The sequence below is a fragment of the Phreatobacter sp. genome, from assembly GCF_030691135.1.
GTDB lineage: Bacteria > Pseudomonadota > Alphaproteobacteria > Rhizobiales > Phreatobacteraceae > Phreatobacter.
This window is the reverse complement of sequence record NZ_JAUYFA010000011.1, coordinates 27872-54857: the sequence shown is the minus strand read 5'-3', so window position 1 is coordinate 54857 and position 26986 is coordinate 27872. Positions and strand designations below refer to the sequence as shown.

The window sequence follows — 26986 nt, the reverse complement described above, 5'->3', positions numbered from 1 at the left end:
AATTGCTTATCGACCAAGGTCGCATCGACCAATGTCCAAGCGACAATCACGGCAGGCGGGTCTAGCCCTATGCCTGTGGCGTGTTGCCGCACTTCACCAAACGAACGGTGACGTGTTGCCGCACCCCACCAAACGAAGACAATGCATCGGCGCGGTTACTCCGCCAACATGCTCGCACCATCAGGAAGGAACAGCCCATGACGATGGCCACCGCCGTCGCGCCGCCGGTTACGCCGCGCCCCATGACGAAGGAAGAGCGCAAGGTCATCCTGGCCTCGTCGCTGGGAACCATCTTCGAGTGGTACGATTTCTATCTCTACGGCTCACTTGCCGTAATGATCGGCGCCCAATTCTTCGCACCATTCGACGCCAATACCCGTGCCATTTTCGCGCTTCTGGCCTTTGCCGCGGGTTTTCTTGTTCGCCCCTTCGGCGCTCTGGTCTTCGGTCGCCTTGGCGACATGGTCGGGCGTAAATACACATTTCTGGTCACGATTGTGATCATGGGCGTGTCGACCTTCCTGGTCGGCCTGCTGCCGTCCTACGAGACGATCGGCTGGGCCGCTCCGGTGATCCTGATCATGCTGCGCATGCTTCAGGGCCTCGCCCTCGGCGGTGAATATGGTGGCGCCGCCGTCTATGTCGCCGAACATGCGCCTGTCGGTCGGCGTGGTTTCTACACCTCCTGGATCCAGACGACGGCGACCGTCGGCCTTCTCCTCTCCCTCGTGGTCATCCTGACCATCCGCATGTATCTCGGCGAGGCGGCTTTCGCGGCCTGGGGCTGGCGCATCCCGTTCCTGCTCTCGGTCTTCCTGCTCGGCATCTCCGTCTGGATCCGCCTGCAGATGAACGAGAGCCCGGCCTTCCAGAAGATGAAGGAAGAGGGCACCGGCTCGAAGGCGCCGCTCTCCGAGGCCTTCGGCGAGTGGAAGAACGCCAAGATCGGCCTGCTCGCCCTTTTCGGCCTCACCGCCGGCCAGGCCGTGGTCTGGTACACCGGCCAGTTCTACGCCCTGTTCTTCCTGCAGAATATCCTCAAGGTCGACCTCTTCACTGCGAACGTGCTGATCGCCTGGTCGCTCGTCCTCGGCACCGGCTTCTTCATCGTCTTCGGTGCCCTGTCGGACCGGATCGGCCGCAAGCCGATCATTCTGGCCGGCTGCCTCATCGCCGCGGCGACCTTCTTCCCGCTGTTCGGGGCCCTGACGAAGGCCGCCAATCCGGCCCTCCACCGCGCCCACGAGCAGGTCAAGGTGGTGCTGACCGCTGATCCGGCCGGCTGTGGCAACGTGTTCAACCCGGTGGGGACGCGTGTCTTCACGGCACCCTGCGACGTGTCCCGTGTTGCCCTCGCCAACCAGGCGATCAAGTATGACACGGTGAGCGGACCCGCTGGCTCGGGGGCGACGCTGACCGTCAACGGCACGGCGATCCCGATCGACGCGGCCTTTGCCCGCAACCTCGCGACCGCCACCCAGACGGCGGGCTACCCGGCCGCCGGCAATGCCGAAATCATCAAGGTCAACGGCTTCTTCTCCGCGCTCTTCAGCGGCACGGCCCTGTGGATCATCGGCATCCTGACGATCCTCGTCATCTACGTGACGATGGTCTACGGCCCGATCGCCGCCGCGCTGGTCGAACTTTTCCCGACCCGCATCCGCTACACCGCCATGTCGCTGCCGTACCATATCGGCAACGGCTGGTTCGGCGGCCTGCTGCCGGCCACCTCCTTCGCCATGGTGGCCGCCACCGGCGACATCTACTACGGCCTCTGGTACCCGATCGTGATCGCGCTGATGACCTTCGTCATCGGACTGGTGTTCCTGCCGGAAACCAAGGATCGCGACATCTTCACCTACGACAACAAGTAGGACGCGCACGTTCCTGCCGACAACCGGCGGCGCCAGAGGTCACTCTGGCGCCGTCGCCTATTGTGCGGCAGCCAAAGGCCGCATCCGGCCGATCATGGGATCGCGTTTCTCGCTCCCGGCCTGGTCGGGGAGCACCGCCGCACATGACCCGATCGCGAATCGGGTGAAGCGCTCAGGACCCGGCCGATGTCAGGCCTTCGCGGACGGCAGCGCCGCGACGAGCGCGCGCGGATCGATGGCATCGGCCAGGGTCGCGGCGATATTGACCATCATGCCCCGGACATGGTTGAGCACCACTTCGTGGTCGAGCTTCATCAGGTCGGGATGGATCGGGACGAGTGCGAACATCTCGTCGAAGGTCGATTTTGGAATGTCCTGGGCCGGCTTCGGCGCGGCCATCGCCGCCAGCCTGACGCGGTTCTCCATGTCCTGTGCGGCTTCCGCCCACCATTCCGCCGAGATGCCGGGCGGATTGGGATGGCGCCGCAAAACGCGCTGCCCGCTCGCGACGAGCGTCTCAAGGAGCACCGGCTCCCGCCCCTGGGCTGCGACGCGCAGATGGCCATCGACGAGCTCGACGATATTCGCGACGCCGAGGGGAAAGGCCTTCCAGCGCCCGTGGTCCATGGCTTCCTTGAACGACTTCTCGCGAAACAGCTTCTCGGCGAGGATGCCCGACCGCGCCCGGCTGTATTCATACATCGAGCGGTTCACGACGAAGGCGGCGTGGTCTGCCACGAAGTCATCGACCTGATTCCAGGTGGAGACGACCTTCTTGCGGCCCATAATGGTGTCGAGCAGGCCCATGCGTCACTCCAAAATTGTCGGTGGACATAACACCAGCCGGGAGTTTCCGGCAAATCGGTGAGGGGCCTGTTTCGCCCGCGACGGCCAGTCCCGCGCGACATCCATACCGTAGCGGAGTGGCACTTCTGTCCGCCCTGCTGTGGTCGCGCCCGTTTTTCAAGTGCTTTCCAGGTCGACCGACAGGGGTTGCTGCGATTGGTCGCATGGTCATTAGACTATGGTAGAATTGTAGCGTGGAGGTGTCTCTTTAGCGTTGCGACGGTAAAAGCCAAGTATTGTGTTGCATTGCAGCGATTGCACTGCAGCATAAAGTGTCTGTTCAACCGGTTTGTCCTGCCCTCGTTTGATGGCGTCTCGGATGAGCCGGCAAACCAGAGAATTGGCATCAAAAACGCGTTGCGCTCATCAACGAAGCGCGGCGCTCGAGCAAGGGCCGGCGGGGGGGTCGGGCGCGACGCGCCGGCCGATTTCGCCAAGGGGCAAAGGGAGGTTACGCGATGTCTCAAAACAAACCGGACGACAGGGTGCAAAAGCCGGATGATGCGGGCTATTGGAAAGCCACTCAGAAACTGACGTTCACGGCCGTCGGCATCTGGGCATTTTTCTCGTTCTTCATTCACTTTTTCGCGCCGGCCTTGAATGGCATTTCCATTCCGATCCTCAAGTTCCCGCTTGGCTACTACATGGCTGCGCAGGGATCGCTGATCGTCTTCGTCGTCCTGATCTTCTGGTTCTGCAACAAGCAGGAACAGATCGATCGCGATTTCGGCGTCGACGAAGACTGAACCGGGGGGATCACATATGACGACTCAAGCAACTGGTGGCGGCGATTTCGTCTCGAATCTGGGCCGCATCTACAAGATTTATACGCTTTCATTCCTTGGCTTCGTGGTTGTACTCGGAGTTCTGGAGCAGTTGGGCTTGCCGCCGGCCTGGATCGGCTACGCTTTCGTGGCCTTGACGATCGGCGTCTATGCGGCGATCGGCATCATCACCCGCACCGCCGAAGTGTCCGAATATTACGTTGCCGGCCGCAAGGTTCCGGCCATGTATAACGGCATGGCCACGGCCGCCGACTGGATGTCTGCCGCCTCGTTCATCGGCATGGCGGGCTCGCTCTACCTGCTCGGCTATAACGGTCTCGCCTTCATTCTCGGCTGGACCGGCGGTTTCGTGCTGGTGGCGACGCTGATCGCGCCGTTCCTCCGCAAGTTCGGCGCCTATACGATCCCGGACTTCTTCGCCTTCCGTTATGGCGGCAAGTTCGCGCGCGGCCTGGCGATCATGGTGCTCATGAGCTGCTCGTTCACCTATGTGGTGGCGCAGATCGTCGGCACCGGCCTGATCGGTGCCCGACTCCTGAACATGGACTACGTCGTCGCCGTCTATGTCGGCCTCGTCGGCATCCTCGCATGCTCGATGCTCGGTGGCATGCGTGCGGTGACCTGGACGCAGGTCGCCCAGTACATCGTGCTGATCATCGCCTACCTCATCCCGGTGGTGATCCTGTCGGCGCAGAAATACGGCATCCCGATCCCGCAGCTGACCTATGGCGACGTTCTCTCGCAGATCGCCGCAAAGGAAGCCCTGCTCCGCGCCGCGGGCGACGTGGTCGTTCCGGCGGTCGGCTACATCAACCCCACCTTCGGCAACCCGGCGCTCTCCGGCGCCGCCCTCTGGGTCGAATATGTCAACTATTTCGGCCTGATCCTCTGCCTCATGGTCGGCACGGCGTCGCTGCCGCACGTCCTCATGCGCTTCTTCACCACCCCCTCGGTGCGTGAAGCCCGCAAGTCGGTCGGCTGGTCGCTGCTGTTCATCTTCATCCTGTATTTCACGGCGCCGGCCTATGCCGCCTTCGCCAAGATGGAGGTGTACAACAACGTCGTCGGCCAGAACCTGACGGCACTGTTCACGGCCGACAACCTCAGCTGGATCCGCTCCTACGGTCGCGTGGGTCTCATCCAGATCTGCGGTGTCGACGCCACCACGCTGGAGGCGGTCCGCACGGCCTGCGCCCGCGTGATGCAGCACACCGGGGACGTCGCCTCGTTCAACCCGGTGATCCAGCTCCGGCACTTCGGCATCCAGGCGGACGCCATCGTGATCTCGACTCCCGAGATCGCGGGCCTGCCCTATGTCATCGCCGGCCTGGTGGCTGCCGGTGGCCTGGCGGCGGCGCTCTCGACCGCCGACGGTCTGCTGCTCGCCATGGCGAACGCCCTGTCGCATGACGTCTACTACAAGATGATCGACCAGAACGCCTCGACCGAGAAGCGCCTGGTGGTCGCCCGCGTGCTGCTCATCGTGGTGGCCATCGCGGCAGCCTATGTCGCCTCGTTCCGACCAGCCGACATCGTCGCCATGGTCGCCTGGGCCTTCTCGCTGGCGGCCGCAGGCTTCTTCCCCGCGCTGATCCTCGGCGTCTGGTGGAAGAAGGCGACGACGCAGGGCGCGATCTGGGGCCTGCTCGCCGGCTTCGGCATCACCCTCTACTACCTCGCTGCCACCCGCTACTTCGCGCCCGCCTTCTACGAGACCTGGAAGGGTCTCTCGATCGCGACCACCGCGCAGTTGCAGGCCTATGAGGCGGCCAAGGCGGCCTATGCGGCGGCGGCGACGCCAGCCAACTGGGCTGTTCTCGACCGGACGGCGCAGGTTGTCGCCAACTGGTGGGGCGTTCGCGGCATCTCGTCGGGTGTCTTCGGGTTGCCGCTCGGCTTCCTGGTGATCATCGTGGTGTCAAAGTTCACCAAGGAACCCTCGCAGGAGATGCAGAACTTCATCGACGAGATCCGCCGTCCGAGGGGTGGCGTCGTGATGCAGGAGAAGGAATCCGGCGCAATCAGCCACTGATTGACGCATCATCGACAAGAGGGACGGGGGCCCGCGGGCCCCCGTTTCCATTCGCGGCGTGGTATGACTTGCCCGCCGCACGGCATTCTGATTGAGAGGCGCTCGCGCCCTCGGTCGAAACCCCGGAGACTCCGCTTGGACGCCGCCTCGTCGTTTTTTCAGCACTGGTACTATCACGTCCCGAATTACGTGCTGGCGGTGATCATGTACGCCTGCCTCGGGCGGTTCCTCCTCGGACTGTTCGTCCCCGCGACCTGGGACAATTACATCTGGCGCGGATTCGTCTGGACCTCGGACCTCGCCGTCCGGCCGGTCAGCGCCATCACGCCGGCGGCGGTTCCCGCTCCGGTGGTCATCCTCTTTGCAGTCCTCTGGCTGCTGGCCATTCGTGTGCTGCTGTTCTTCGAAATGGCGCGATGGGGCCTTGCCCCTCGGTTGGGCGGGTGAGCGCGATGGCCAAGCAGACAAGCAATCCGCCGCCGGGTGAAGCCGGACCTGAAGTGGTCCTCGCAGAACCTTACCTGTTCGGAATCCTCGGGCTGGGGATGCTCAACGGCATCTTCTCGCCCGTCACCGGTTTCGTGTTCCTGGTGCACCAGTTCTGGTACCCGTCGACGTTCCTGCCGGTCTCGGCACCCTTCATCATGCTGTTCGCCAGCCTGATCACCTCCACCATGGCGATCATGATCGCCGGTGTGCCGGCTGCGCTCTACGAGCGGTTCGTCCACCGTGGACCCACCAACACGATGTCACTCTGGATCTGGGTCTCCGTCCTCTCGGTCATTTCCGTTCCGGCCGTGCTGCGCGCCCTCAACGCCCTGTGATGCGACGGCCTGCGGTGGGGTGACGGTTCGCGCGCCCGCTGCGAGGCGCGGGATGTTCAACAGCGCGTGAGCGAGGGGGGCACCGCCTCCTCTCCGCTGCCGCATCTGTTATCGTCATGCGACAAGTCGCCACGTCGCCCGGGTTCTGCACATGTCGCCGGAAGTCCGCCAGGCCGCCTATATCTCGACGATACGCGGATGCGGCTTTGTCGCCCTCGGTATCGTGACGCTGATGATCGGCTTCGTGTACCAGCCCTCGCTGTCGCTCAGGATCGGGGGGACCTGTTTTCTCATCGCCGCTCTGATTCTCGTCCTCAAGGCGAGACGCGCACCCCAGCGCCCGTTCCGCGATACCGAAGTCTGGCTTCTTCTCGAAGAGCAGCACCGGCCCGCCCGCGCCTTCGCCCAGACCGCCATCGCCCATGCGCGCGCCGAGGCCTTCTATCACTTCGCCCGTACGGCCGCCTTGCTGGCCGTCGTCCTGCTGTGCGGGGCGGTGGTCGCCGGCCTGGCCGGTCGCTGACCTGGCAAGCCGCGTCGTTGCTGTTCATCATGTCCGCAAATGACGGTGGCAGACGCCGGCACCGACGTTCCCCTGCCGGCCGGCGCCGTCTATCCTGGGAGCATGGTTGCGGAGCGCTTAACAATGACGCAGGTGTCTTGCCGATCGGCCGGGGGGCGCCTGGTTCTGCTGGCCCTGCTCGCCGCGCCGTTGGCGCTCGCTCTCGCTCCGGGGTCGGCCTATGGCCAGACGCGGACCATCATCATCACCGACGAGCGGGGCAGGGGCGGCGACATCGTCACCCGCCATCTCTACGACTGTGCCGGCTGTCCGGTGCGCCGGGCCCGCGCCGGCGTCTGGCGTGAGCGCGCGCCCGTCGTCGATTACCGGCAGTCCCTGCCGATGTATCAGCCGCCGATCTACACCCATCCGCCGCATGTGCAGCCGGTCCGCCCGGGCCGGCAGAGGTCGGGCGCCTATGCCGTGACCGGCGCACCCGCACGCCCCGCCATGGAGCGGCGGCAGCCCTACTATCCCAGTGGTTCCGAGGCCCGGGTGATCACCCTCGACGGTCCGGCTCTGCAGCAGCCGCGCCAGCGCTCGCCGCGTCCCTGATCAGCGCCTGAGGCCGAGGCGCGTCGTCACCGCATAGAGCGACAGCGCCGCCGCGTTCGAGACGTTGAGGCTCTTGATGGCGCCCGGCATGTCGATGCGCGCCAGCGTGTCGCAGGTATCGCGTGTCAGCTGCCGCAGGCCCTTGCCCTCGGCCCCGAGCACGAGTGCCACGGGCTCGCGCAGCGTGACGGCGTCGAGATCCGTCTCGCCCTCGCTGTCGAGGCCGATGACCTGGAAGCCGCGCTTCCGGAGGTCGGTCATGGCGCGGGAGAGGTTCTGCACCGTGACGAAGGGCACATGTTCGAGACCGCCCGAGGCGCTCTTGGCGAGAACGCCGGTGGCCTCCGGCGAGTGGCGGTTGGTGGTGACGATGGCCTTCACGCCGAAGGCGGCGGCCGAGCGGACGATGGCGCCGACATTGTGCGGATCGGTGATCTGGTCGAGGAGCAGCAGCACGCCCTCCGCCGGCATCGTCTCGAGATAGGGCGGATCGAGCGCATCGGCCTCGGCGAAGAGCCCTTGATGCACCGCATCCGGGGTGGCCGCCAGGCGCCTGTCGATGTCACGCACCGGGACGATGGTCGCCTCGTGGGCGATTCCCTCCTCGTCGAGCCGCTTGGCGCCGTTCTCGGTGGCGAGCAGCAGCCTGATCCGGCGGTCCTTGTTGCGCAGCGCCTCCGACACGGTGTGCCAGCCGTAGAGCAGGACGGTGCCGGTAGCGAATTCCGGAGCAGGCTCGCGCAGCACGCGGCCGCCGCGGCCCTTGAACGGTTTGCCGGGCTTGGAGAAGGGGCGGAAGGGCTTCTTCGGGCCCTTGGGAGGGGATGTCGTCATGCGCCCTCATCCCATGTGGCGCGGTCCTTCGCAATGGGTTCGCGCCGCGATGAAGCTTTGCCGGTTGACAGGGAGGGGGGGCGTCCCTATCAAGCCCGCCACGCCCTGCGGCCACGGCTGCACGGGACTGGGACGGGGGAATGTCCCGAGCGGCAAAGGGGGCGGACTGTAAATCCGCTGGCTACGCCTTCGCAGGTTCGAGTCCTGCTTCCCCCACCATCCCACCCGAAGCACCCGGCATGGCGCCTCTGCGGCGGTCGCGGGGCCTTCCCATCCTATCGGAACGCAACCTCGACCACATCCCTTCAGCGTGTGCGGACCAGCACGGCATGGCCCGCCCAAGTGGCGACGCTGGCCAGGGCAAGTGTCAGCATGACGCGCCATGCCGGAATGCCGAGATTGTGGACCACCAGGGATGCCAGCAAGACGCTGGTGCAGAACAGGCAGATCACGGCCAGTTGCGCGCGCAGGGCACCATCGGGGTCGGCGCCGCCGACCACCCGGCCGGCGATCAGGAAAGCGGTGAAGCAGGCGATCGGCGCGACAAACCACGAATTGCGATAGCCGACGACTGCGCCGATCAAATCCCAGAGCAGGCTGAACACCGCCGCGATGACGATGATCAGGATGTTTGTGACGACGACCATCAGGATGGTCTTCTTCACCGCAGGTCCCCCTTGTTCATCGCGACCGGGCGCCGCGACGGCCATCCGGCATGGTGCCGGCGGTCGGGCACGGCAGAAGCCATCATGGCGCCGTCTCGATCCATCCGCTACCTGTGGTCGCGACGATATCGTCGCCGACGCCGCAGTCCGCGACCATCCGGAGGACGCCGGCAGCCCATCCAGCGAGGTCTAGGCCCGCCTGTCCGCGGAGCCGTGACGGTACAGGGCGCTGGCGCGGTAGAGGTGATCGGACATCGCGGTCGCCGCCCGCCCGGGGTCCCGCGCGGCGATGGCCTCGAGGATGCACTGGTGCTCCTGCAGCGTGACGTTCTCCACGCCGGGCGCCCGGACGAGCGCCGTATAGTGATCGCCGAGCCATGCCAGCAGCCCCTCGACCACGGCCGGGAAGATCGGGTTGCCGGCCATGGCCGCGATCTGGCGATGGAAGGCGATGTCGCAACGCAGGAAGTCCTCCAGTCCCGCCTGCCGCTGCTCGTCGAGGCGGGCCTGGAGCAGGGCGAGACCGGCCGGCTCGGCCCGTTCTGCCGCGAGGCGGGCCAGGCCCGTCTCCAGGAAGGCCCGCGCTTCCTTGAGGTGATCGAGCGTCTGTGGCTCGACATCGAGCAGATAGCGCGCCGCATCGGTGATGGTGTGCATCATGGCGGCGGGTGTCGGCAGCACGACCCGGGCGCGCTCGCCATGGCTGATCGTGACGATCCCCGACCGCTCGAGCTGCTGGAAGGCCTCGCGGATGGCGGGCCGTCCCACCCCATAGGCGTCCATCAACTCGCGCTCCGAGGGCAACTGCGATCCCGGCGCGAACTCGCCGGCGCGGATCCTCGCCAGCAGGCGGTCCATCACCTCGTGGAAGAGCTTGCGGCGCTGGATCGGTTCGGGGGACAGGGGCGGGCTCGGGGAGCGGGGTTCAGGCGGCATCAAGACGTCTCCCGGCGCGAACCGCGCTGAAGAAATCCGGCGTACCCATCTGGCCGCCCTTGAGGGCGAGTTCGAGACCGTCGCGGCCCGGCCGGGTGGCATGGGCCCGGCACAGCGGCGAACCGGCGGCCAGCGGGGCGATGGCTTCGAGCGCGTCAATGCCGAGGGCCAGGGCGGCATGTCCGGACGTATCGCCGCCGGCGATCGCCGCGCGGGTCAGGCCGCCATCTGCGATCATGGCTTCCAGAACCCGACCGAGCCCGGCGCCGATCCGGTCATTGACGCGGGCGGGATCGGCGCCGGCGCTGCGGCACGCCTCGGCCAGGGCGGCGATTGCCGGATCGTCGGGCCCGCGCGCCGTGTAGATGAGCGGCGACGCGGCCGCGGCGATGGACTTGGCCTGTTCCAGCACCCGCCCGATCTCGCGGTCCCATGTCACATCATCGACCGCCTGGGTGACATCGAGCCGCAGCGACGCGAAACCGTTCTCCTCGGCATGGGCGATCTGCCCGGCCGTGACGGGGGAGCAGGACCCGGAGACCACGGCGATTCGCTCGGCTGGGGCCGTCGTCGGAACCGGGGCGTCGCACGGGATCAGCCCGGCTTCGCGCCAATGCGCCACGAGCGCATATTCGACGCCCTGCGATCCGGCGACGAAACGGCCTTCGGACCGGGCCTGCCAGATCAGCGCCCCCGCCGCCGCGAGTGTCTCGTCGTCGAGCACGTCGATGGCGATGACCGGCGCGTCATCTCCCGCCAGCGCCCGGCGCTTGCGGTCGCCGTCGCCGCGCTTGATGGACGGAAAGTCGATCAGGCCCATACGGCGGCCGGTCTGCCGCCCGAGATGGCGGATGAGATCGGCCTCGTCCATCGGTGTCACGGGATGACGGGCCATGACCGGATGGCGATCGAGGCGATGGGCCGTGCCGTTAAGGCCGGCGAAGAGCTGGCCGAAGACCTGGTAGCGCTCCAGCGCCGGTGCGCCGACGACGAGCGGAATCCAGCGTGCCGGGAAGGCCTGGGCGCCGAGATCGATCGCCCGGCCGATGGACCCGATCTGCGGCGACGAGTCGAAGGTCGAGCACACCTTGTAGTGGACCAGGGGCGCGCCGATCCGGCCGAGCGCCGCGTAGAGCGGCGGTAGGTGTTCGTCCATCCAGTCCGGCGGGCGGGAGCGGGCGATCCCGGCGATCCCGATGCAGCGCCGGTCGGCGAAGGCGGCGAGGCGCGCCGGCGTCGGCGGGCTGAGGAACATGACCGCGCTGAGGCCGGCAAAGGCCATCACCTCCATCACCGCGGACGATCCGGTAAAATCATCCCCGTAGAAGGCGACCAGCGGTCCCGGGGGCAACGGGCTCATGCGAAGTACCGGAGCGCCGCGGCGAGCGCCGGCCGGGACCGCGCGGCGACGTCGAGGTCCTCGCCGGCAACCGCCGCCTCCCAGGCCTCGCGCAGCGCGCCGACACCGGCGGCGGGGCCATCCGGATGGGCGATGATGCCGCCGCCCGCGGCGAAGATGAGATCGGTGGTGCCGAGCGCCGCGAAGGTTCCCGGCGCCTGCCGGACCGTCTGCCCGGACGAGAAAACCGGCATGATGGCGTCGGGCCGCTCGGCGAAGAGCGGTTCCCCGCAGGCGCGGGCCGAGGCGATGACGCTCTCGTCGCTCTCGCTGAACTTGTTGGCCAGGCCATTCACATGCATGTGGTCGGCTCCCGCCAGGCGCCAGAGCTTGTGCCAGGCGCGGTAGTCCCAGCCGAGTCCGGGCGACCGCGACAGGTAGCCCCAGCCGTTGCGGTGGGCATGGATCGGCAATTGTGAATGGCGGCCGAGTTCGATCATGCCGACGAGGCCGACCGCGTTGACGCTCGCCATGACGCAGGTGCCGCCACGTGCCAGCACATGATCGTGCCGGCGGCGCATCTGGTCGAGGTCGCCGGTGAGGTTGAAGGCATACATCACCTTCCGGCCGAGGCGCTGCGCCTCGGCGTCGAGGACCGCCATGACCGCGTCGACGCGGGCCTCGAAGGGGCACAGCGGACCGTCGGACTGCAACTCGTCGTCCTTGATAAAATCGATGCCGGCGCCGGCCAGTGTCGCAACCAGATCGGCCGTCTCGGCCGGCCCGAAGCCGACGCTCGGCTTGACGATGGTGCCGATCAGCGGGCCTTGGTCGACGCCCGCGAGGCGGCGTGTGCCGGCGACCCCGAACTGCGGTCCGCGATAGGCGGCGGCGAAGGCTGGAGGCAGCCGGATGTCGAGCAGGCGCAGGCCAGTGACAGGGGCCAGCTCGTAGAGATTCCCGGCCACCGTGGCCGTCAGGTTCGGCAGCGAGGGCCCGAGGGTCGCCAGTGGCCAGGACAGCGTCACCCGCGCCCGGGCATAGCGGCCCGATCCGGCCGCGCTCTCCCGGGCGGAGGGCAGGGACGGAGTAGTCGCGATGTCGAGCAACTCCAGCGCCTCGATACGAGCGGCGGCCCTTGCGGTGAGTTCCGGCGTCTCGCCCGGCACGGCGACAAAGGTGCCGCTGGACTGTTCGCCCGCCATGATTTCGGCCGTCCGCCGCGGGTCGCCCGATGTTTCGAGCCAGTAATCCGCCTCGATGCGCTGGTCCGTGTCCACGTCCGCCGTTCCTGTTCGCGAGAGAAGGATCGATGACTCATAAGGTCATCATACCAGATTGACAATCACGGCCTCGGCATGGAACGAGTCCAGCCCATGGTGGGCAGGCTGGGAGTTCGGTCGATGACGGCAGTCGCATTGTTCGGGGCGGGCGGAAAAATGGGGATGCGGATCGGCCGCAACCTGATGGCCTCGCGCTTCGAGACCCGGCCGGTCGAGGTCAGTCCCGCAGGGCGGGACCGCTTCCGCGACGCCTATGGCATCGCCTGCCTGGAGGCGGATGCCGCCATCGACGGCGCGCCCGTGGTCGTCCTTGCCGTGCCGGACACCGCCATCGGCAGCGTCGCCGCGACGCTCGTGCCGAAACTCGCCCCGGGCACGATCGTCATCATTCTCGACGCCGCTTCGCCCCATGCCGGCCACCTGCCGGAGCGCGCGGACATCACCTATTTCATCACCCATCCCTGCCATCCGCCGATCTTCAATGACGAGACCGATCCGGCGGCGAAGGCCGACCATTTCGGCGGTGTGGCCGCCAAGCAGCACATCGTCAGCGCGCTGATGCAGGGGCCGGAGACGCATTATGCGCTGGGCGAAGAGGTCGCGCGGGCGATCTGGGCGCCGGTGATGCGTTCACATCGGGTCACCGTCGAGCAGATGGCCATCCTCGAGCCTGGCCTGTCGGAGACCGTCTGCGCCACCCTGCTCGATGCCATGCGGGAGGCGATGGAAGAGGCCATCCGCCGCGGCGTGCCGCGCGAGGCGGCGCGCGACTTCCTGCTCGGCCACATGAACATCCTCGCCGCCGTGACCTTCCGCGAGATCGACGGCGTCTTCTCGGACGCCTGCAACAAGGCCATCGTCTTCGGCAAGGACACGATCCTGAAGCCGGACTGGAAGCGGCTGTTCGAGCCCGAAGAGATCGTCGCCAGCGTCAGGCGCATCACCTGACAACAGCCCGGGAGGGCCAGTCACCTCTCCGGCCACGTCAAGCTCCACCGCGCCTCAGTCCACCGGGTCGAGGGCAAGGCTCAGGCGCGCGAAACATCGCGAAATCGCTTGCTGCAGGTCGCGGTCGGACATCTGCAGGGTCCGCAGGGTGTCCGACTGCAGGATGCTCGCCAGACCGTGGAGCGTCGACCAGACGAACATGGCGTCGAAACTGGCGTTCGCCCGGTGGGGGCCACCGACGGGGCGCAGTTTCATCACGGTAAGTCGATCCCGCAGCAGCGCAAAGGCGCGCTGAGCGTTCCTCATCATCTCCGGGTGCGCGTCGGGGTCGGGCATCGGCGTGTTGAACATCAGGCGGTACTTGACCGGGTGAAGGCGCGCATAGGTCATGTACTGCTGGCCCATGCCTCTGAGATCGTCCGGTGGTGCGGCGCCTGCTGGTCGCTGGTCCAGGAAGGCGGCGAACTCGTCGAAACTGCGGGTCAGAATCTCTGCCAGAATGTGATCGCGGCTCGGGAAGTGTTTGTACGGCGCTTGATGCGACACACCGAGGCGCCGCGCGACTTCCCGCAGGCTCAATGCATCCAGGCCGGCGTCCTCGATGACCCGCAACGCCTCGGCGATGCAGGCTTCACGCAGGTTGCTGGGGCGTTCTTTGGGCTTCGCTGCCATGGTGATGCTTCGTTCTGCTGGCCATGATGCCGCTCAAGATCTTGGTTCGCGCACGACGCGGCAAGAACGCCAATGAGTTTATCAGAATTTTGGACATGATCCCCGGCTTGACGGTCGTCATGCGCCCGAGGGCGGCGACCGTCTCGCGCGCGACAGCCCTCGGATCGGCTGATTGGGCGGACGACAGGTTGGAGCGCACCGCAAAACCAGTCTCGACCGGACCGGGGGCACACGACAAGACGTCGATCCCGGACGGTGCGAGGTCGACGGCCAGGCCTTCGGCGAGCGTCTGAACGTAGGCTTTGGTCGCCGCGTAGTTTGCGGCATTGCCGACGCCCTGGTATCCGACGATCGACCCGAACAGAATCAAGCCGCCCTTTTTGCGTGCCGCAAAGCGGGCGGAAAAGTGCTTCGACATGGCGAGCACCGCGCGGCAATTGACGTCGACCATGTCGACCTCGTCGCGTATATCGGTTGCGAGAAAGTTGCCGGTCGTTCCGAACCCCGCGCTGGCGACGAGCAGTCCGACATCGAGGTCCTGGCACTCGCGGAGCACACGCTCGACGTCGTCTGATTTGCCGAGATCGGCTGCGATCACGCGCGTCTCCACCGAGTTCGTGCGCTCGATAACGTCGGCGATCTGCTCCAGCACCGCGGCGCGCCGCGCCACTAGGACCAGTTTCAAACCACGCGCTGCCAGATCCCGGGCGATTTCGAGTCCAATTCCGTCGGAGGCACCGGTGACGACGGCCCATGGCCCATAGCGATCCCGCCATTGTGTGCTTGCGGTGTTCGACGTGGCCATGGGGCAGACTCCCTTGCAGGCAGTTGACATTGTCTACTTCGATTCCATAAAAAGTAGACAACGTCAACTCGAGCGCCTTCATGCCGCCGGTCATCGTCGTCCTGGCTAAAGGGAACATCGCCATTGGGCCTCGGCGCTTTGGCCCGGCAACGCCCGGGGCTCCGGCAACCCAAGGCTCACGCGTTTCTCTGGGGCAGGGCCTCGGTGTCGTCTGTCAACCGGAGGCAAAGGCATGAGGGCCGCACGGCGTGCCGCGGTTGCCGATCCGGACATGCACGCGTCGCCGCGCGCCGTGCCCATCGGCGGCGCATTGATCAGGGCCGTCACGGCGTGCGGTCTGGCGCTCTCCGCGCTCTGCGCACCTGCCGCGGCGCAGGAGGTGAAATCGTACCGGACGACGATCGCCCTGCCGAACCGCTCGTCCGTTGCGCTTCATGTCGAGGATTGGGGCGTCGGCCGGCCAATCGTCCTGCTGCATGGACTCGGCGCCTCTTCCTACATGTGGCGCCATCTCGCGCCGGTTCTGGCGAAACAGTACCGCGTCATAGCCGTCGACCTCAAAGGCTTCGGGCGTTCGGACAAGCCGGCCGATGGCGGCTATCGCATCGAAGATCATGCGGCGTCCATCATTGCCCTCCTGCGTCGTCTCAAACTCGATGATGTCACACTGGTGGGACATTCCCTCGGCGGGGCCATCGCGCTGTTGCTTGCGGTCGAGGCGGAGCGTGCGGGCGACAGGCGGATTTCCCGGCTGATCCTCATGAACAGCCCGGCCTTCGAGCAGCCCCCCTCCTGGGCCATCAGCGTCCTGCGCCTCCCGCTCGTTCCCTATGTTCTGCTGCCGGCGCTGACGCCCGAGTTCGGAGCACGCGCGATCCTCAATACCGGCAATGGGAACAGCATCCCGCAACCTGATATCGACGCCTATGCCCGGCCGCTGCGGGATCCAGGGGCGCTGCATGCGCTCATCGAGACGGGCCGCGGCATCGTACCGGTCGATTTCCAGGGCCTCATCGCGCGCTACTCCCGCCTGACCCAACCAACTTTGGTCATCTGGTGCCGCGACGATCCGACGGTACCGCTGGCGATCGGGCAGCGCCTGTCGCGAACACTCCCCCGTGCCGAGTTGCGCATCTTCAACTCGTGCCGGCATGTCCCGCCCGAACAATCCATCGACGAGACCGAGCGGGTCGTTCGGGCGTTCCTGCGTCGGTCCGACTGAGCCGAAAGCAGAAGCGTTTCGCCTACTGCGACAGGCAAAGCAGTTGGCCGGATGACGCTTTCCGCTCTTTCGGAAGCGATCGTGGATGCGGCGGGCGGCCAGTGCCCCTGCACGATCAGTCCGAATATCGGTTCGCGTGTTCGACGCGGGAAGAGGCCCTCTGGTCTCAGGCCGTGCCGGCCGGGGGCAGGCCTTCGCGCAGGACGCGCTTCATCACCTTGCCGTTGGCGTTGCGCGGCAGCGGCTCGGCCTGGATCGTCATCGTCTCCGGCACCTTGTAGTCGGAGAGGCGTGCCGCACACCAGGCGCGCAGGGTCTCCGCCGGCGGGTCGCTGCCATCGGTGACCACGAAGGCATGGACCCTTTCGCCCAGCACCGGGCAGGGCACGGCCACCACGGCGCATTCCACGACACCCGGGCAGGCGATGAGGATCGTTTCCACCTCGGCGGTGAAGATCTTGTAGCCGCCGCGGTTGATCATGTCCTTCTTGCGGTCGAGGACCTGCACGAAGCCGTCGGCGTCGATGCTGCCAATATCGCCGGAATGCCAGAACCCGGCGGTGAATCCCGCCTGCGTCGCGGCCGGGTTGTTCCAGTAGCCCCTGACGACGTGCGGCCCGCGGATCCAGATCTCGCCGACCGCACCGGGCGGCACCTCGCGCCCCCTGTCGTCGACCACGACGATGTCGACGCCAGGCGCCGCGATGCCGACGCTGTGGCCATGTGTCGGGGTGAAGCGCGGCGGCATGATGGTCGTCGGCGAGGTCGTCTCGGTCGCGCCATAGGCGTTCATCAGCATCAGTCCGGGGCAGTGGTCCGCCAGCCTCTCGATGGTCGGCGTCGGCATCGGCGCGCCGCCATAGCCGCCGATGCGCCAGGCGGAGAGATCGTGGGAAGCGAAGTCCGGCTGGAGCAGGCAGAGATTGTACATGGCCGGCACCAGCACCGACTGGGTCATCCGCTCGCGGGCTGCGAGCACGAGGAAATCGCCGGCCCTGAAGGCCGGCATGATGACGAGGGTCGCCGCCGCCCGCACCGTGCAGGTGACGTTGGCGACGAGGCCGGTGACGTGGCTGAGCGGCACCGCGGCGAGCGACCGGTCGGCCTTCGTCAGCCCCATGCAATGCTCGTAGACGAGGGAGGAATGGACGAGGCCGAGATGGGTCAGCATCGCCCCCTTCGGTCGCCCCGTCGTGCCCGACGTATAGAGGATCACCGCCGTGTCCTCCTCCTCCACCGGGACCACCGGCGGCACGGGCGCGGCGGCATGGCGCGCGAGTATCGCGTCGAAGCCGTCGGTTCCGGCGGCGCTCCCGCCCACCGTCCAGCGGCGGGCGAGGGCGGGAATGTCGACCGGCTGAGGCAGGCGATCGACGAGATCGGCCTCGTGGATCAGCAGACTCGCGCCGCAATCGGCCAGGACATGGGCGATCTCGGGCGTCTGCAGCCTGAGGCCCATCGGGACGGCTATGGCGCCGAGACGGGTGACGGCGAAGAGCACGGTGACGAATTCGGTCCGGTTGCCGATCAGCATGGCGACGCGGTCGCTTGGCCGAACGCCCTCCGCCGCAAGCGCCGCGGAAAGCCTGTCCACCGCTGCGGCGAGGTCGGCATAGGTCAGCCGCGTCGCCTCGCAGACGATCGCCTCGCCGAGGGGATGGCGCGTCGCCGCATCGGCCAGCAGCGCATGCAGGCTGGCGGGACGTTCCGCGAAACAGGCGACGACCCGGTCGCCGAAATGGGCCTCGAGGCGCAGGTCCGGCCCGCCCGGCTCGATCCACCGCGGCACGGTGCGGCCGGCGGCGTCTGACCCGTCAGGCGGCATGCGACGCGGCCAGGTTGGCGCCCCGCTCGATCACATATTGCCGGTCGAACAGGGATTGCGAATGGTTGAGCTCGGACTGCGAGATGAGGACGGAGAGGGCGGTGCCCTTGAGCCCGGAAATGACTTCGGAGAGCCGGTGCGACAGGGCCGGTGCGACGCCCTCGAAGGGTTCGTCCAGCAGCAGGAACCGCGTGCCCACCGCCAGCGCCCGGCAGAGCGCCACCAGCTTCTGCTGGCCACCCGACAGCAGCAGCGCCTTGCGGTCCCTCATGGCCCCGACTTCCGGCAGCATGCCGTAGACGAAGGCGAGGCGTTCCTCGGCCTTCAGCGTCTTCGACACCCAGATCGGCAGCAGGATGTTCTCCTCCACGGTGAGCTCCGGCACGAGCTGGCGGTCCTCCGGCATGTAGCCGATGCCGAGCGGCGCCCGGCCGTGCCGCGGCACGCCGGCGAGATCCTTGCCCTCGAACGTCACACGGCCGGAGACCAGCGGCAGGTGCCCCATGATGCTGCGCATCAGCGTCGTCTTGCCGGCGCCGTTGCGCCCGACGAGTCCGATCATCGCGCCCTGCGGTACCTCCAGCGAGAAGCCGCGCAGGGCCTGCATCGACTGGATGGAGACGGAGAGGTCTGTCACCTCGAGCAGGTTGCCGACCGTCATGCCGCCCCTCCGCTGACATAGCGCTTCACTTCCGCGTCGCTCAGCACATGGTCCGGCGTGCCGTCCGAGATGACCCTGCCGGAATAGAAGGCGATGACCCGGTCGGCATAGCCGCGCACGATGTCCATGTCGTGCTCGACGAAGACGATGGTCGAGGCCTGGCCCGAAACGGCCTCCATGACGCGGTCCATCGCCGGAAACTTCTCCTCGGCGCTGACGCCCGAGGTCGGCTCGTCGAGCAGCAGCAACCGCGGCCGGCGGGCGAGCGCCATGGCGATGTCGAGGAGCTTGCGCATGCCGCCCGGCATTTCGCTCACCGGCCGATCCGCCATGGCGGCGATGCCGAACCGGTCCAGGAGCTCGCGCGCCCGCGCGTCGCGTCCACCCGCTGCCGGATCAGCCCAGAACGACAGGCCGCGAGGCTCGGCCGCCGCGATCGCCACCAGCATGTTTTCCTCTGCCGTCAGTTCGATACAGAGCTGCGGGATCTGGAACGATCGGCAGATGCCCTTGCGGGCGATGGTGCGGGGGGCGAGGCCGGTGATCGTCTCGCCGTCGAGCTCGATGGTTCCGGCATCGGGCGTCAGATAGCCGGTGACCATGTTGACGAAGGTGGTCTTGCCGGCGCCGTTCGAGCCGATGAGGCAGAGCTTCTCGCCGGCCGGAACCTCGATCGTGACCTCGGCGGCCGCCACCACTGCGCCGAAGCTCTTGGCGAGGCCTCGGGCCGACAGAACGGGACGTGTATCGCCGGCCATCACGGTGTCTCCCCCCCGCTCGACGGCGATGCCTTGCGCCGGCCCGCCCACAGCGACCCGATGCCCGCCGGCAGGAACAGGATGATGGCGAGCAGGAAGAGGCCGAGCGCCATCTGCCAGGTGTTGGGGAAGTAGAGGTTGGAGAAGGATCGTACGAGCTCCAGCGCCAGCGAGGCGATGAAGACCGCCGTGACGCTGTGGGAGCCGGCGAGGATGGCCACGAAGACGAATTCGCCGGACTGGGTCCAGAAGGCGAAGGTCGGTTCGATATGGCCGAGCGCGACGATGGTCAGGGCCCCGCCGAGGCCGCCCAGGGCGGCGGCGATGGTGAAGTTGATCGCCATGACCGACTGGACGGAGGTTCCCAGATACTCGACGCGCAGCCCGTTGCCATGGATGGCGCGGGTCATCAGCCCGCGGGCCGAGCGCGTATGCAGCGCCACCGCCGTTGCGGCGATGCCGGTGACCAGGATCGCCAGCGCATAGAGCGCATAATCGCCGCCGGCGCCCTCCAGCCTGACGCCGAACAGTGTACCGCGCGGGATGTTGAACCCGTCGGAACCGCCGACGGCGGGCGACTTGATCAGCACGCCGTAGGCCACCATCGACAGGGCGAGGGTCAGCATGCCGAAGAAGATGCCGGTATAGCGGGCGAGCAGCGGCCCGACCGCGGCGCCGACGAGAGCCGCCGCCGCCGTGCCGATGAGGATCAGCACGATGACGTCGGTGATGCCGAGCTGGGTGAACGAGAGCGCCGCCGCATAGCCGCCGATGGCGAAGACCAGGCCCTGGCCGAAGGAGACGAGGCCGCCGCGCATGATGACGAGGATGCCGACCGAGACGATGCCGTGCGAGGCGGCGAGGGTGACGAGGAAGAGCAGCCAGCGCGGCAGGGCAAGGCCGATCAGCAGCAGGGCCGCCATCAGACCGGCGGCGACGAGAACCAGAACCGTGCGCGACATCAGATCTTCCTCGCCGCGGCGCGCTGGAACAGGCCTTCGGGGCGGAAGATGAGCACCGCCGCCATGACGAGATAGATCGAGAACAGCTCGGCCTCCGGCATGAGGTGCACTGCCGCGGCGCGGGCGAGCCCGACGATGACCGCGCCGATGGCCGCGCCCTCGATGGAGCCGAGGCCGCCGATGATGATCACGGCGAAGGAGACGATAATCACCGAGACGGAGATGCCGGGCTGGACGGAGATCATCGGCGCGGTGAAGGCCCCACCCAGCGCCGCGAGGAAAATGCCGAGCGTGAAGGCGATCATGTGGACCTTGTCCACATTGACCCCCATCGAGGCGCTCATCTCGCGCGAGAAGATCACCGCCAGCACGACCTTGCCGGAGCGCGTGCGGTTCAGTGCGAACCACACCGCGATGCCGCAGACGACGGCAAGCCCGATGAGAGCGAAGTCGTAGCCGACATAGAACAGCGAGGCGAAGGCGACATTGCCGAACAGCTGGTAGGGCTCCGAGACGTAATAGGGATTGACGCCCCAGATCAGCTTGACCGCGTCCTCGAGGATGAGGAACAGCGCATAGGTGACCAGGAGCAGCACGACCTCGTCGCGGCCGTAGAAGAGCCGGAGGAGATAGCGCTCCATCAGCGGCCCCATGACGAGCGCCACGCCGATCGCCGCCAGCAGCATGGCGATCAGGGCGAAATGGCCGCCGAGCCCCCAGGAGGCGAAGAGCGTCACCATGCTCGCCGCTACATAGGCGCCAATGGCATAGAGGCTGCCGTGGGCGATGTTGAGGATCTTCAGCACCCCGAAGACCAGCGTCAGACCGAGGGCCACGACGAACAGCCAGGACGCATAGATCAGGCCGTCCATGAGGATGGTGAGGGCAAGCTGCACGGGGGTCTCCGCAATGCGTCAGGCGATGCGCCGCGACCCGTCCGGGGTCGCGGCGTCCGGGGGTCGCCTCAATTGCCGGGCGTGTCGCACTTCGCGCCGGGGAAGCCGGCCTTGATCCAGTCCTGCGAACGCATGTTGGCGGGCGGATTGACGCATTCGGCGGCGAAGCGCTGGATGTCCTCGATCACCACCTGGCGACGGGCGGCATCCCAGCGGGTGCGGCCGATCGCCATGGTCTGGATCGCCTGATGGCCGTTGCCGAGCTTCATCTGGATGAGCCCGCCAGGGCTATCCCACTCGAGGCCGCGCAGCGCATCGGCGAGTTGCTCCGGCGTCGGCTTCTTGCCGCCGTTGGCCGCCATGGCCTTTTCCACCGCAGCCTTCAGGCCGAGCAGGGCCTGGGTGACGCGATAGGCCGCCTGGACCGGATAGACGCCGCCGCGGGCCTGGCTGTAGCCGTCGAAGAACCAGCGGTTCAGCGGCGTGTCTGCCGACATCAGGCCATAGGCGCCGCGGGCCCCGATGATGGTGCCGTTCGGCATGCGCTCGCCGAGCGGCTGGAGCACGTGGTCGGCGGCGCTGAGGACGAGTTGGGAGCGCTGGAAGACGCCGCGCGGCGCCCCCTGCAGGATGAAGGCCTGCAGATCACCGCCCCAGAGCGAGGAATAGATGACGTTCGAATTCGCCCGCGCCAGCGCCGAGATCTCGGTGCCGTACTGGCCGGCGCCGAATTTCGGCAGCAGGTCGGCATTGGCGGTCGCCTGGGGATAGAGCTGCTGCATGGCCGCGACGAAGTCGCTGCGCGAATCCTGGCCCCAGGCATAGTCCTGGTTGATCATGCTGAAAGTGCCCGCGTTGATATTGCGGGCGCGCATGTAGCGGGCGAGCGCCACATTGTCCTGGGTGGCGTGGGCCGAGGTCCGGAACACGTAGCGGTAGCTGGCATCCTCGAAAATCCGCGGCGTGCCGCAGTCGAAGAGGATGAGGAACTTCTTCAGCTCTTCGGCGACCGGGGCGACGGCCAGGCAGTCGCCCGAGCTGATGTAGCCGACCACTGCGTCGACGTTCTCGCGCTGGTAGAGGTTGCGAAGCTCCTGCACCTGCTTGGTGGCGCCGCCGTTCTCGTCGACGATGATCGGCTCGATGCGCATGCCGCCGAAGCCGACCTGGTTGTAGGGCGCGGGCGCCGCGCCCCTGTTGAGCTGTTCGATAAGGAATTCGGCGCCATGCCGGGCGGGCACGCCGAAGCTCTCGGCCGCCGGCCCCGACAGGAAGGTGACGATGCCGACGCGGAAGGTTTCCTGCGCCTGGGCAGACGATGCTGCGAGGCCGATGGTCAGGGCCGCTGCAGCGGCCAGCATGCGCCCGGCGAGACGGCGCAGGCCGATGGAAGGCACGGGGGGTGACGACATGGATCTTCTCCCTGGTCCGCCGGCGGCGGTGACGGTTTCCTCGAAGGGTCGCGGCCTTTTGGCCGTCTTTGGTGCCAAGGCCATCCTGAGATGCCGCAGCATGCCGACTTTGTCGGACAATCGAACAGTGGCCGCCAAAGGGCAGCGAGGTCAAGCCTCGCCCGGCCTCTGCGACGGCGCGGCCCTATCCGTCGAAGGAAGGAGTGCGGGCCGTCAGCGATAGGCGCCGGGCAGGGCCAGATGGGTGGCGAATGTCCGTTCAATCGGGTCGTCCAGCGACTTTCCGGCGATCTCGAAGCCGCGCCGCCAGTCGGCGATATGGCGGCGCATCCAGTCGCGGGCGGTGACGACGTCGTGGGCGCGGCAGGCCTCGATGAGGTGGCGATGAGCCTCGAGGTTGCGCGGCCCGGCGGTCTCCACCTTGTCCATGATCATCTTGAGCGTCGGCGTGAACAGAAGACTGACCGGTTCGCGCGCCAGTTCCAGCACTCGGTTCTTCGACACCTGCGCGAGCAGGGCGTGAAAATCACTGTCGGCCTCGCAGAAGGCCTGGTGGTCGCTGATCCCGGCCATCCGTGCGAGGCTCGCCTCGAGCGCGGCGACGTCTTCGGCCGTGGCGCGGGCGGCTGCGGCTTCCGCTGTGGCGGCCTCCAGCGTCATCGCCGCCTCCCAGACCTCGCGGAACGTGACCTGATGCAGGACCAGGGCGCGGCTGACGCGGGTGGCGAGCCGGTTGTAGCGCGGCAGGCTGACATAGAGACGGCGGCTCTGGTCGCGGCGGATCAGGCCGCCCTGTTCGAGAAGGCGGATGCCCTCGCGCACCGTCGAACGGTTGACACCGAACTGCCGTACGAGGTCGGCCTCGGTGCCGATCCTGTCGCCGGGCTGCAACTTGCCGCCGAGGATTTCGTTCTCGATCGCCTCGGCCACCCGCTGGTAGGTCGGCGTCGGCGACAGTCTCTCGAAACGGTTGGGTTCCATGGATGTCGGTTTATCCGACAAAGTCGAATTTGTCAGCGTTCCTGCCGTCCTGGTGGGAACATGACGCCTGCTGCCTCGTTGTGCAGCAGCGAAAAAAGGGTGGCGGCTTTCATGATCATCACTGTTGCAACCCGGTTGGTCTATGACTGCCGGCCCGGCACCCATCTCATGGCCGTGGTCCAGGTCGCCCGGTCCTCCGATCAGCAGATCATCTCCGAGCGCCTGACGGTCGCACCACCGATGCATCTGGGCGAGGAAACGGACGGCGACGGCATACGCTGGCTGCGCGGCGCGGCTGCGGCCCGCCTCGACCTTGTCTACGAGGCGCAGATCGACAACGGCGCCCGGCAGCTCCTGCCGCGGGCAGGGCGCCAGTGGCACCGCTCCGAACTGCCGCTGGCGGTGCTGCCCTTCCTGCTGCCCAGCCGCTTCTGCCCTTCGGACCTCTTCGTTCGCTTCGCCTGCCGGGAATTTGGCGGCATCACTGACGGCGTCGGCCGCGTCATGGCGGTGGCCGACTGGATCGCCACCCATGTCGACTATGTCGCCGGCGTCAGCACGGCGGAAAGCGACGCCGCCCATACTTTCACGCTGCGCGCCGGCGTCTGCCGCGACTTCGCCCATCTCGGCATCACCCTGAGCCGTGCCCTCGGCATCCCCGCCCGCGCCGTCTCCTGCTATGCCGCCGAACTGGCGCCGCCGGACTTTCACGCGGTGATGGAGGTCTTCATCGAGGGGGCCTGGTGGATGGTCGACCTGACCCGGCTGGCGCCCGTCGTCGGCCTGGTCCGGATCTGCCATGGCCGCGATGCCGCCGATATTGCCTTCCTGACCACGGACGAGCCCTGCGACCTCGTCGAACAGGTGATTTCCGCCCGGTTCGCCTGACGCCTTCCGGCGAAAAGTGCGGCCGGCGGTTCGGCCCGCGTTCATCCCCCGGCCATCGTCGCGACATTTTAGGCGCCGAGGATGGCTTACACGTCCAGAGGAGGCCGCCATGCGCGCCCGTCTTGCTGTTGCGACCCTCGTGATGGCGTCTTTGCCCGCCTTCGCCCAGGTGCCGGGCGCCGTCTCCGCACCGGCAGCATCCGAGAACGGCCGTTTCGTCCTGCGCGAGACGCCCGACGGGCTGCTGCGCATGGACACACGCACCGGCGTCATCTCGGTCTGTACCCGTGCGACGGGTGCCTTCACATGCCGTCTCGCACCCGACGACAAGGTGGCTCTCGAGCAGGAGATCGAGCGGCTGAAAGCGGAGAACGACACGCTCAGGCGCAGCGGCGGTCAGGCCGCCCGTCCGGCCCAGCCGGGCGGCGAGGGGATGAACCTGCCGAGCGATGCCGAGATCGATCGTGCGCTCAGCCTCGCCGAGCGCATCTGGCGGCGCTTGCGCGGCATGATCCGCGAGAGCGAGGACAATCCGCTCCCCGAACGGCGGCTGTAATCAGCTGGCGCGGCGAACTGGCGGCTTGTCGAGGCCCTTGGGCGACAGGGTGAAGACCTCGACGCCGTCGGCGGTCACACCGACCGTGTGCTCGAACTGCGCCGAGAGCGAGCGGTCGCGCGTCACCGCCGTCCAGCCGTCCGAGAGCACCTTCACATGGGGACGGCCGAGATTGACCATCGGCTCGATGGTGAAGATCATCCCCGGCTTCAGGAGGCTGCCTTCGCCCGGCTTGCCGAGATGGACGATGTTCGGCTCGTCGTGGAACAGCTTGCCGACGCCGTGTCCGCAGAAATCGCGGACGACGCTCATGTGCTGCGGCTCGACATAGCTCTGGATCGCATGGCCGATGTCGCCGACCGTGTTGCCGGGCTTCACCGCCGCGACGCCACGCAGCAGCGACTCGTAAGTCACGTCGATCAGCCGCTCCGCCCGGCGCGGAAGCTCGCCGACCCCATACATGCGCGAAGCGTCGCCGTGCCAACCGTCGAGCAGGAAGGTGACGTCGATATTGACGATGTCGCCGTCGCGGAACGGCTTGTCGTTGGGCATGCCGTGGCAGACGACGTGGTTCAGCGACGTGCAGCAGGAATACTCATAGCCGCGATACATCAGCGTGGCGGGATAGGCGCCGTGATCCATGCCGAAGGCGAATACGAGCGCGTCGATCCGGTCGGTGGGAACGCCTTCCTTCACCTCGTCCACGAGCATGTCGAGGCACGCGGCAACGAGGCGCCCGGCCTTGCGCATGCCGGCGAAAGCCTCTTCGCCATAGAGCTTGATCTGGCCGTTCTTGCGCATCTGCGCCATGTCGGCCTCGACATAGGAAACCACGGGCGAAATCCCTGTGAACAACGCTGTCGGACATGTGCGCGGAACATAAGCAAATCGCCCGGCGGCGCAAGACGCGAAGATCAGGCCTTCCGCGGATGCCGGGCCAGCTCGGCCGGAGGTCTCACTCCAGCAGGTTCACCCCGTTCCAGCGGGCCACCTCGTCGGAGAGCATCGGCACATATTTGCCGCCATTGCCCTGCGCCTCGGCCATGGCGAAATAGTTCTTCACCGCATTGCCCATCGGATTGGCGATCCCCGAAGCCTGGGCCATGGAGGCGCAGTAGCGCATGTCCTTGTGGGCATTGGCGAGCGTGAATTTGTGAGCGTTCTCATCACGTTCGATGACGTACTTGAAGAAGGTCTGGTAGAAGCCGCAATCCATGCGTCCACCCGAAAGCACGGCGTTCATGGCCTTCGGTGCGACGCCGTTGGCCTTGGCGACGGCAAGCGCCTCGGCATAGAGCGCCGCATAGCCCATCGAGATGAAATTGTTGACGATCTTCATCGTGTGGCCGGCGCCGACCGGACCGACATGGACGATGCGGCCGGCGAAACAGGCGATGGCGTCGTTAACGCGCGCCAGGTCGGCTTCGGCGCCGCCGGTCATGACGTCGAGCTTGCCCTCCCAGGCCTCCTTCGGCGTGCGGGACAGCGGCGCATCGAGAAAGGTGACGCCGAGCGGCGCCAGGTCCTCGGCGAGCCGGCGGGTGAGCGTCGGCTCCGACGTCGAGCAGTCGACGATGGTCAGCCCCCGATGCGCGCCGGCCCGCAGGCCCTCGGGCCCGTTGACCACGGCTTCCACCTGCGGCGCGCCGGTGACGCAGATGAAGACCACGTCGCTGGCCGCCGCCACCGCCTTGGAGCTCTTCGCCTCGGTCGCGCCGCGCTTGACGAGATCCTCCACCGCCTCGCGGTTGCGATTGGCCATCACCGTCAGGGGAAAACCCTTCTCGACGATGTTCTTGGCCATGCCGTGGCCCATCAGTCCGACGCCGATGAAGCCGATTTTCTGCCTGGTCATTGTATTCCTC

At 67.0% G+C, this 26986-nt stretch carries 28 protein-coding genes and 1 tRNA gene; 12 read left to right on the top strand and 17 right to left on the bottom strand.

All coding sequences use genetic code 11. The features are described 5' to 3' along the window. Positions 1-197: 197 nt before the first annotated feature. Entirely contained in the window at positions 198-1874 is a 1677-nt protein-coding gene (locus Q8O26_RS01555) for an MFS transporter (protein WP_305572802.1), read from the top strand. 189 nt (positions 1875-2063) lie between these two features. Here Q8O26_RS01555 and Q8O26_RS01550 read toward each other — a convergent pair whose 3' ends face one another. Next, positions 2064-2681 (bottom strand): hypothetical protein, encoded by a 618-nt coding sequence (locus Q8O26_RS01550; RefSeq protein WP_305572801.1) that lies wholly within the window; start codon positions 2679-2681, stop codon positions 2064-2066. Positions 2682-3178: 497 nt separating this feature from the next. Between Q8O26_RS01550 and Q8O26_RS01545 the strand changes: the two genes are divergently transcribed. From Q8O26_RS01545 to Q8O26_RS01520, 6 genes are all read left to right on the top strand, one after another. Next, complete coding sequence (locus tag Q8O26_RS01545) at positions 3179-3466, top strand: DUF4212 domain-containing protein (protein WP_305572799.1); 288 nt, start codon at positions 3179-3181, stop codon at positions 3464-3466. A gap of 16 nt (positions 3467-3482) precedes the next feature. Then, a complete protein-coding gene (locus Q8O26_RS01540) occupies positions 3483-5537 on the top strand; it encodes a sodium:solute symporter family protein (RefSeq protein ID WP_305572797.1) in 2055 nt (684 codons plus the stop codon). A gap of 135 nt (positions 5538-5672) precedes the next feature. Continuing rightward, complete coding sequence (locus Q8O26_RS01535; protein WP_305572795.1) at positions 5673-5984, top strand: hypothetical protein; 312 nt, start codon at positions 5673-5675, stop codon at positions 5982-5984. Between the two features lie 5 nt (positions 5985-5989). Further along, the gene (locus tag Q8O26_RS01530) at positions 5990-6361 is read left to right on the top strand and encodes a hypothetical protein (RefSeq protein WP_305572793.1); all 372 of its coding nucleotides are present in this window, start codon (positions 5990-5992) and stop codon (positions 6359-6361) included. A gap of 151 nt (positions 6362-6512) precedes the next feature. Beyond that, positions 6513-6884: a hypothetical protein gene (locus Q8O26_RS01525; protein WP_305572791.1), complete on the top strand. Its 372-nt coding sequence runs from the start codon at positions 6513-6515 to the stop codon at positions 6882-6884. A gap of 123 nt (positions 6885-7007) precedes the next feature. Continuing rightward, complete coding sequence (locus Q8O26_RS01520; RefSeq protein ID WP_305572789.1) at positions 7008-7478, top strand: hypothetical protein; 471 nt, start codon at positions 7008-7010, stop codon at positions 7476-7478. Here the strand turns inward: Q8O26_RS01520 and rlmB are convergent, their stop codons facing one another. Continuing rightward, a complete protein-coding gene (gene rlmB / locus Q8O26_RS01515) occupies positions 7479-8312 on the bottom strand; it encodes a 23S rRNA (guanosine(2251)-2'-O)-methyltransferase RlmB (protein ID WP_305572787.1) in 834 nt (277 codons plus the stop codon). 134 nt (positions 8313-8446) lie between these two features. On the opposite strand from rlmB, the gene Q8O26_RS01510 reads away from it, so the two are divergent. Then, positions 8447-8531: transfer RNA gene (locus Q8O26_RS01510), tRNA-Tyr, on the top strand. A gap of 86 nt (positions 8532-8617) precedes the next feature. Here Q8O26_RS01510 and Q8O26_RS01505 read toward each other — a convergent pair. The 4 genes from Q8O26_RS01505 to Q8O26_RS01490 form a co-directional block, all read right to left on the bottom strand. Next, positions 8618-8977: a hypothetical protein gene (locus Q8O26_RS01505; RefSeq protein ID WP_305572785.1), complete on the bottom strand. Its 360-nt coding sequence runs from the start codon at positions 8975-8977 to the stop codon at positions 8618-8620. 189 nt (positions 8978-9166) lie between these two features. Then, positions 9167-9913: a transcriptional regulator NanR gene (gene nanR / locus Q8O26_RS01500; RefSeq protein ID WP_305572783.1), complete on the bottom strand. Its 747-nt coding sequence runs from the start codon at positions 9911-9913 to the stop codon at positions 9167-9169. After that, a complete protein-coding gene (locus Q8O26_RS01495; RefSeq protein ID WP_305572781.1) occupies positions 9903-11273 on the bottom strand; it encodes a four-carbon acid sugar kinase family protein in 1371 nt (456 codons plus the stop codon). The genes nanR and Q8O26_RS01495 overlap by 11 nt, the downstream gene beginning before the upstream one ends. Further along, the gene (locus tag Q8O26_RS01490) at positions 11270-12532 is read right to left on the bottom strand and encodes a ribulose-bisphosphate carboxylase large subunit family protein (RefSeq protein ID WP_305572779.1); all 1263 of its coding nucleotides are present in this window, start codon (positions 12530-12532) and stop codon (positions 11270-11272) included. Before Q8O26_RS01490 ends, Q8O26_RS01495 begins: the two co-directional genes overlap by 4 nt. Positions 12533-12655: 123 nt before the next feature. On the opposite strand from Q8O26_RS01490, the gene Q8O26_RS01485 reads away from it, so the two are divergent. Further along, the gene (locus tag Q8O26_RS01485; protein WP_305572777.1) at positions 12656-13483 is read left to right on the top strand and encodes a phosphogluconate dehydrogenase C-terminal domain-containing protein; all 828 of its coding nucleotides are present in this window, start codon (positions 12656-12658) and stop codon (positions 13481-13483) included. 54 nt (positions 13484-13537) lie between these two features. Here the strand turns inward: Q8O26_RS01485 and Q8O26_RS01480 are convergent, their stop codons facing one another. Together Q8O26_RS01480 and Q8O26_RS01475 are read right to left on the bottom strand one after the other, a co-directional pair. Next, a complete protein-coding gene (locus Q8O26_RS01480) occupies positions 13538-14155 on the bottom strand; it encodes a TetR/AcrR family transcriptional regulator (RefSeq protein ID WP_305572775.1) in 618 nt (205 codons plus the stop codon). Continuing rightward, positions 14115-14960, bottom strand: coding sequence for an SDR family oxidoreductase (locus Q8O26_RS01475; protein WP_305572773.1), 846 nt, complete (start codon positions 14958-14960; stop codon positions 14115-14117). Before Q8O26_RS01475 ends, Q8O26_RS01480 begins: the two co-directional genes overlap by 41 nt. Positions 14961-15252: 292 nt before the next feature. Between Q8O26_RS01475 and Q8O26_RS01470 the strand changes: the two genes are divergently transcribed. Continuing rightward, positions 15253-16182, top strand: a complete 930-nt coding sequence (locus tag Q8O26_RS01470) for an alpha/beta fold hydrolase (RefSeq protein WP_305572771.1) — start codon at positions 15253-15255, stop codon at positions 16180-16182. 166 nt (positions 16183-16348) lie between these two features. Here Q8O26_RS01470 and Q8O26_RS01465 read toward each other — a convergent pair whose 3' ends face one another. From Q8O26_RS01465 to Q8O26_RS01435, 7 genes are all read right to left on the bottom strand, one after another. Further along, complete coding sequence (locus tag Q8O26_RS01465) at positions 16349-18007, bottom strand: class I adenylate-forming enzyme family protein (RefSeq protein ID WP_305572769.1); 1659 nt, start codon at positions 18005-18007, stop codon at positions 16349-16351. After that, positions 17997-18668: an ATP-binding cassette domain-containing protein gene (locus tag Q8O26_RS01460; RefSeq protein ID WP_305572767.1), complete on the bottom strand. Its 672-nt coding sequence runs from the start codon at positions 18666-18668 to the stop codon at positions 17997-17999. The genes Q8O26_RS01465 and Q8O26_RS01460 overlap by 11 nt, the downstream gene beginning before the upstream one ends. Continuing rightward, positions 18665-19426: an ABC transporter ATP-binding protein gene (locus tag Q8O26_RS01455; RefSeq protein WP_305572765.1), complete on the bottom strand. Its 762-nt coding sequence runs from the start codon at positions 19424-19426 to the stop codon at positions 18665-18667. The genes Q8O26_RS01460 and Q8O26_RS01455 overlap by 4 nt, the downstream gene beginning before the upstream one ends. Further along, positions 19426-20388: a branched-chain amino acid ABC transporter permease gene (locus Q8O26_RS01450; RefSeq protein WP_305572763.1), complete on the bottom strand. Its 963-nt coding sequence runs from the start codon at positions 20386-20388 to the stop codon at positions 19426-19428. The genes Q8O26_RS01455 and Q8O26_RS01450 overlap by 1 nt, the downstream gene beginning before the upstream one ends. Continuing rightward, complete coding sequence (locus Q8O26_RS01445) at positions 20388-21284, bottom strand: branched-chain amino acid ABC transporter permease (RefSeq protein ID WP_305572761.1); 897 nt, start codon at positions 21282-21284, stop codon at positions 20388-20390. Before Q8O26_RS01445 ends, Q8O26_RS01450 begins: the two co-directional genes overlap by 1 nt. Positions 21285-21352: 68 nt before the next feature. Next, positions 21353-22696, bottom strand: coding sequence for an ABC transporter substrate-binding protein (locus Q8O26_RS01440; RefSeq protein WP_305572759.1), 1344 nt, complete (start codon positions 22694-22696; stop codon positions 21353-21355). Between the two features lie 213 nt (positions 22697-22909). Beyond that, on the bottom strand, positions 22910-23677 hold the full coding sequence (locus Q8O26_RS01435) for a FadR/GntR family transcriptional regulator (RefSeq protein ID WP_305572757.1): 768 nt from the start codon (positions 23675-23677) through the stop codon (positions 22910-22912). 111 nt (positions 23678-23788) lie between these two features. Between Q8O26_RS01435 and Q8O26_RS01430 the strand changes: the two genes are divergently transcribed. Beyond that, a complete protein-coding gene (locus Q8O26_RS01430; protein WP_305572755.1) occupies positions 23789-24565 on the top strand; it encodes a transglutaminase family protein in 777 nt (258 codons plus the stop codon). A 109-nt stretch (positions 24566-24674) separates the two neighbouring features. Beyond that, the gene (locus tag Q8O26_RS01425) at positions 24675-25121 is read left to right on the top strand and encodes a hypothetical protein (protein ID WP_305572753.1); all 447 of its coding nucleotides are present in this window, start codon (positions 24675-24677) and stop codon (positions 25119-25121) included. Here the strand turns inward: Q8O26_RS01425 and map are convergent, their stop codons facing one another. Continuing rightward, positions 25122-25931: a type I methionyl aminopeptidase gene (gene map / locus Q8O26_RS01420; RefSeq protein ID WP_305573053.1), complete on the bottom strand. Its 810-nt coding sequence runs from the start codon at positions 25929-25931 to the stop codon at positions 25122-25124. Positions 25932-26076: 145 nt separating this feature from the next. After that, positions 26077-26976, bottom strand: a complete 900-nt coding sequence (locus tag Q8O26_RS01415) for an NAD(P)-dependent oxidoreductase (RefSeq protein WP_305572751.1) — start codon at positions 26974-26976, stop codon at positions 26077-26079. Positions 26977-26986: the final 10 nt, after the last annotated feature.

Coding starts and splice junctions, on each gene's coding strand:
- Q8O26_RS01545 (WP_305572799.1), top strand. CDS start 3,179: ATGTCTCAAAACAAACCGGACGACAGGGTGCAAAAGCCGGATGATGCG.
- Q8O26_RS01425 (WP_305572753.1), top strand. CDS start 24,675: ATGCGCGCCCGTCTTGCTGTTGCGACCCTCGTGATGGCGTCTTTGCCC.
- Q8O26_RS01485 (WP_305572777.1), top strand. CDS start 12,656: ATGACGGCAGTCGCATTGTTCGGGGCGGGCGGAAAAATGGGGATGCGG.
- Q8O26_RS01475 (WP_305572773.1), bottom strand. CDS start 14,960: ATGGCCACGTCGAACACCGCAAGCACACAATGGCGGGATCGCTATGGG.
- Q8O26_RS01415 (WP_305572751.1), bottom strand. CDS start 26,976: ATGACCAGGCAGAAAATCGGCTTCATCGGCGTCGGACTGATGGGCCAC.
- Q8O26_RS01540 (WP_305572797.1), top strand. CDS start 3,483: ATGACGACTCAAGCAACTGGTGGCGGCGATTTCGTCTCGAATCTGGGC.
- Q8O26_RS01440 (WP_305572759.1), bottom strand. CDS start 22,696: ATGTCGTCACCCCCCGTGCCTTCCATCGGCCTGCGCCGTCTCGCCGGG.
- Q8O26_RS01460 (WP_305572767.1), bottom strand. CDS start 18,668: ATGACGGTCGGCAACCTGCTCGAGGTGACAGACCTCTCCGTCTCCATC.
- nanR (WP_305572783.1), bottom strand. CDS start 9,913: ATGCCGCCTGAACCCCGCTCCCCGAGCCCGCCCCTGTCCCCCGAACCG.
- rlmB (WP_305572787.1), bottom strand. CDS start 8,312: ATGACGACATCCCCTCCCAAGGGCCCGAAGAAGCCCTTCCGCCCCTTC.
- Q8O26_RS01530 (WP_305572793.1), top strand. CDS start 5,990: ATGGCCAAGCAGACAAGCAATCCGCCGCCGGGTGAAGCCGGACCTGAA.
- Q8O26_RS01550 (WP_305572801.1), bottom strand. CDS start 2,681: ATGGGCCTGCTCGACACCATTATGGGCCGCAAGAAGGTCGTCTCCACC.
- Q8O26_RS01495 (WP_305572781.1), bottom strand. CDS start 11,273: ATGAGCCCGTTGCCCCCGGGACCGCTGGTCGCCTTCTACGGGGATGAT.
- Q8O26_RS01480 (WP_305572775.1), bottom strand. CDS start 14,155: ATGGCAGCGAAGCCCAAAGAACGCCCCAGCAACCTGCGTGAAGCCTGC.
- map (WP_305573053.1), bottom strand. CDS start 25,931: ATGGCGCAGATGCGCAAGAACGGCCAGATCAAGCTCTATGGCGAAGAG.
- Q8O26_RS01455 (WP_305572765.1), bottom strand. CDS start 19,426: ATGGCCGGCGATACACGTCCCGTTCTGTCGGCCCGAGGCCTCGCCAAG.
- Q8O26_RS01435 (WP_305572757.1), bottom strand. CDS start 23,677: ATGGAACCCAACCGTTTCGAGAGACTGTCGCCGACGCCGACCTACCAG.
- Q8O26_RS01465 (WP_305572769.1), bottom strand. CDS start 18,007: ATGCCGCCTGACGGGTCAGACGCCGCCGGCCGCACCGTGCCGCGGTGG.
- Q8O26_RS01555 (WP_305572802.1), top strand. CDS start 198: ATGACGATGGCCACCGCCGTCGCGCCGCCGGTTACGCCGCGCCCCATG.
- Q8O26_RS01450 (WP_305572763.1), bottom strand. CDS start 20,388: ATGTCGCGCACGGTTCTGGTTCTCGTCGCCGCCGGTCTGATGGCGGCC.
- Q8O26_RS01520 (WP_305572789.1), top strand. CDS start 7,008: ATGACGCAGGTGTCTTGCCGATCGGCCGGGGGGCGCCTGGTTCTGCTG.
- Q8O26_RS01430 (WP_305572755.1), top strand. CDS start 23,789: ATGATCATCACTGTTGCAACCCGGTTGGTCTATGACTGCCGGCCCGGC.
- Q8O26_RS01525 (WP_305572791.1), top strand. CDS start 6,513: ATGTCGCCGGAAGTCCGCCAGGCCGCCTATATCTCGACGATACGCGGA.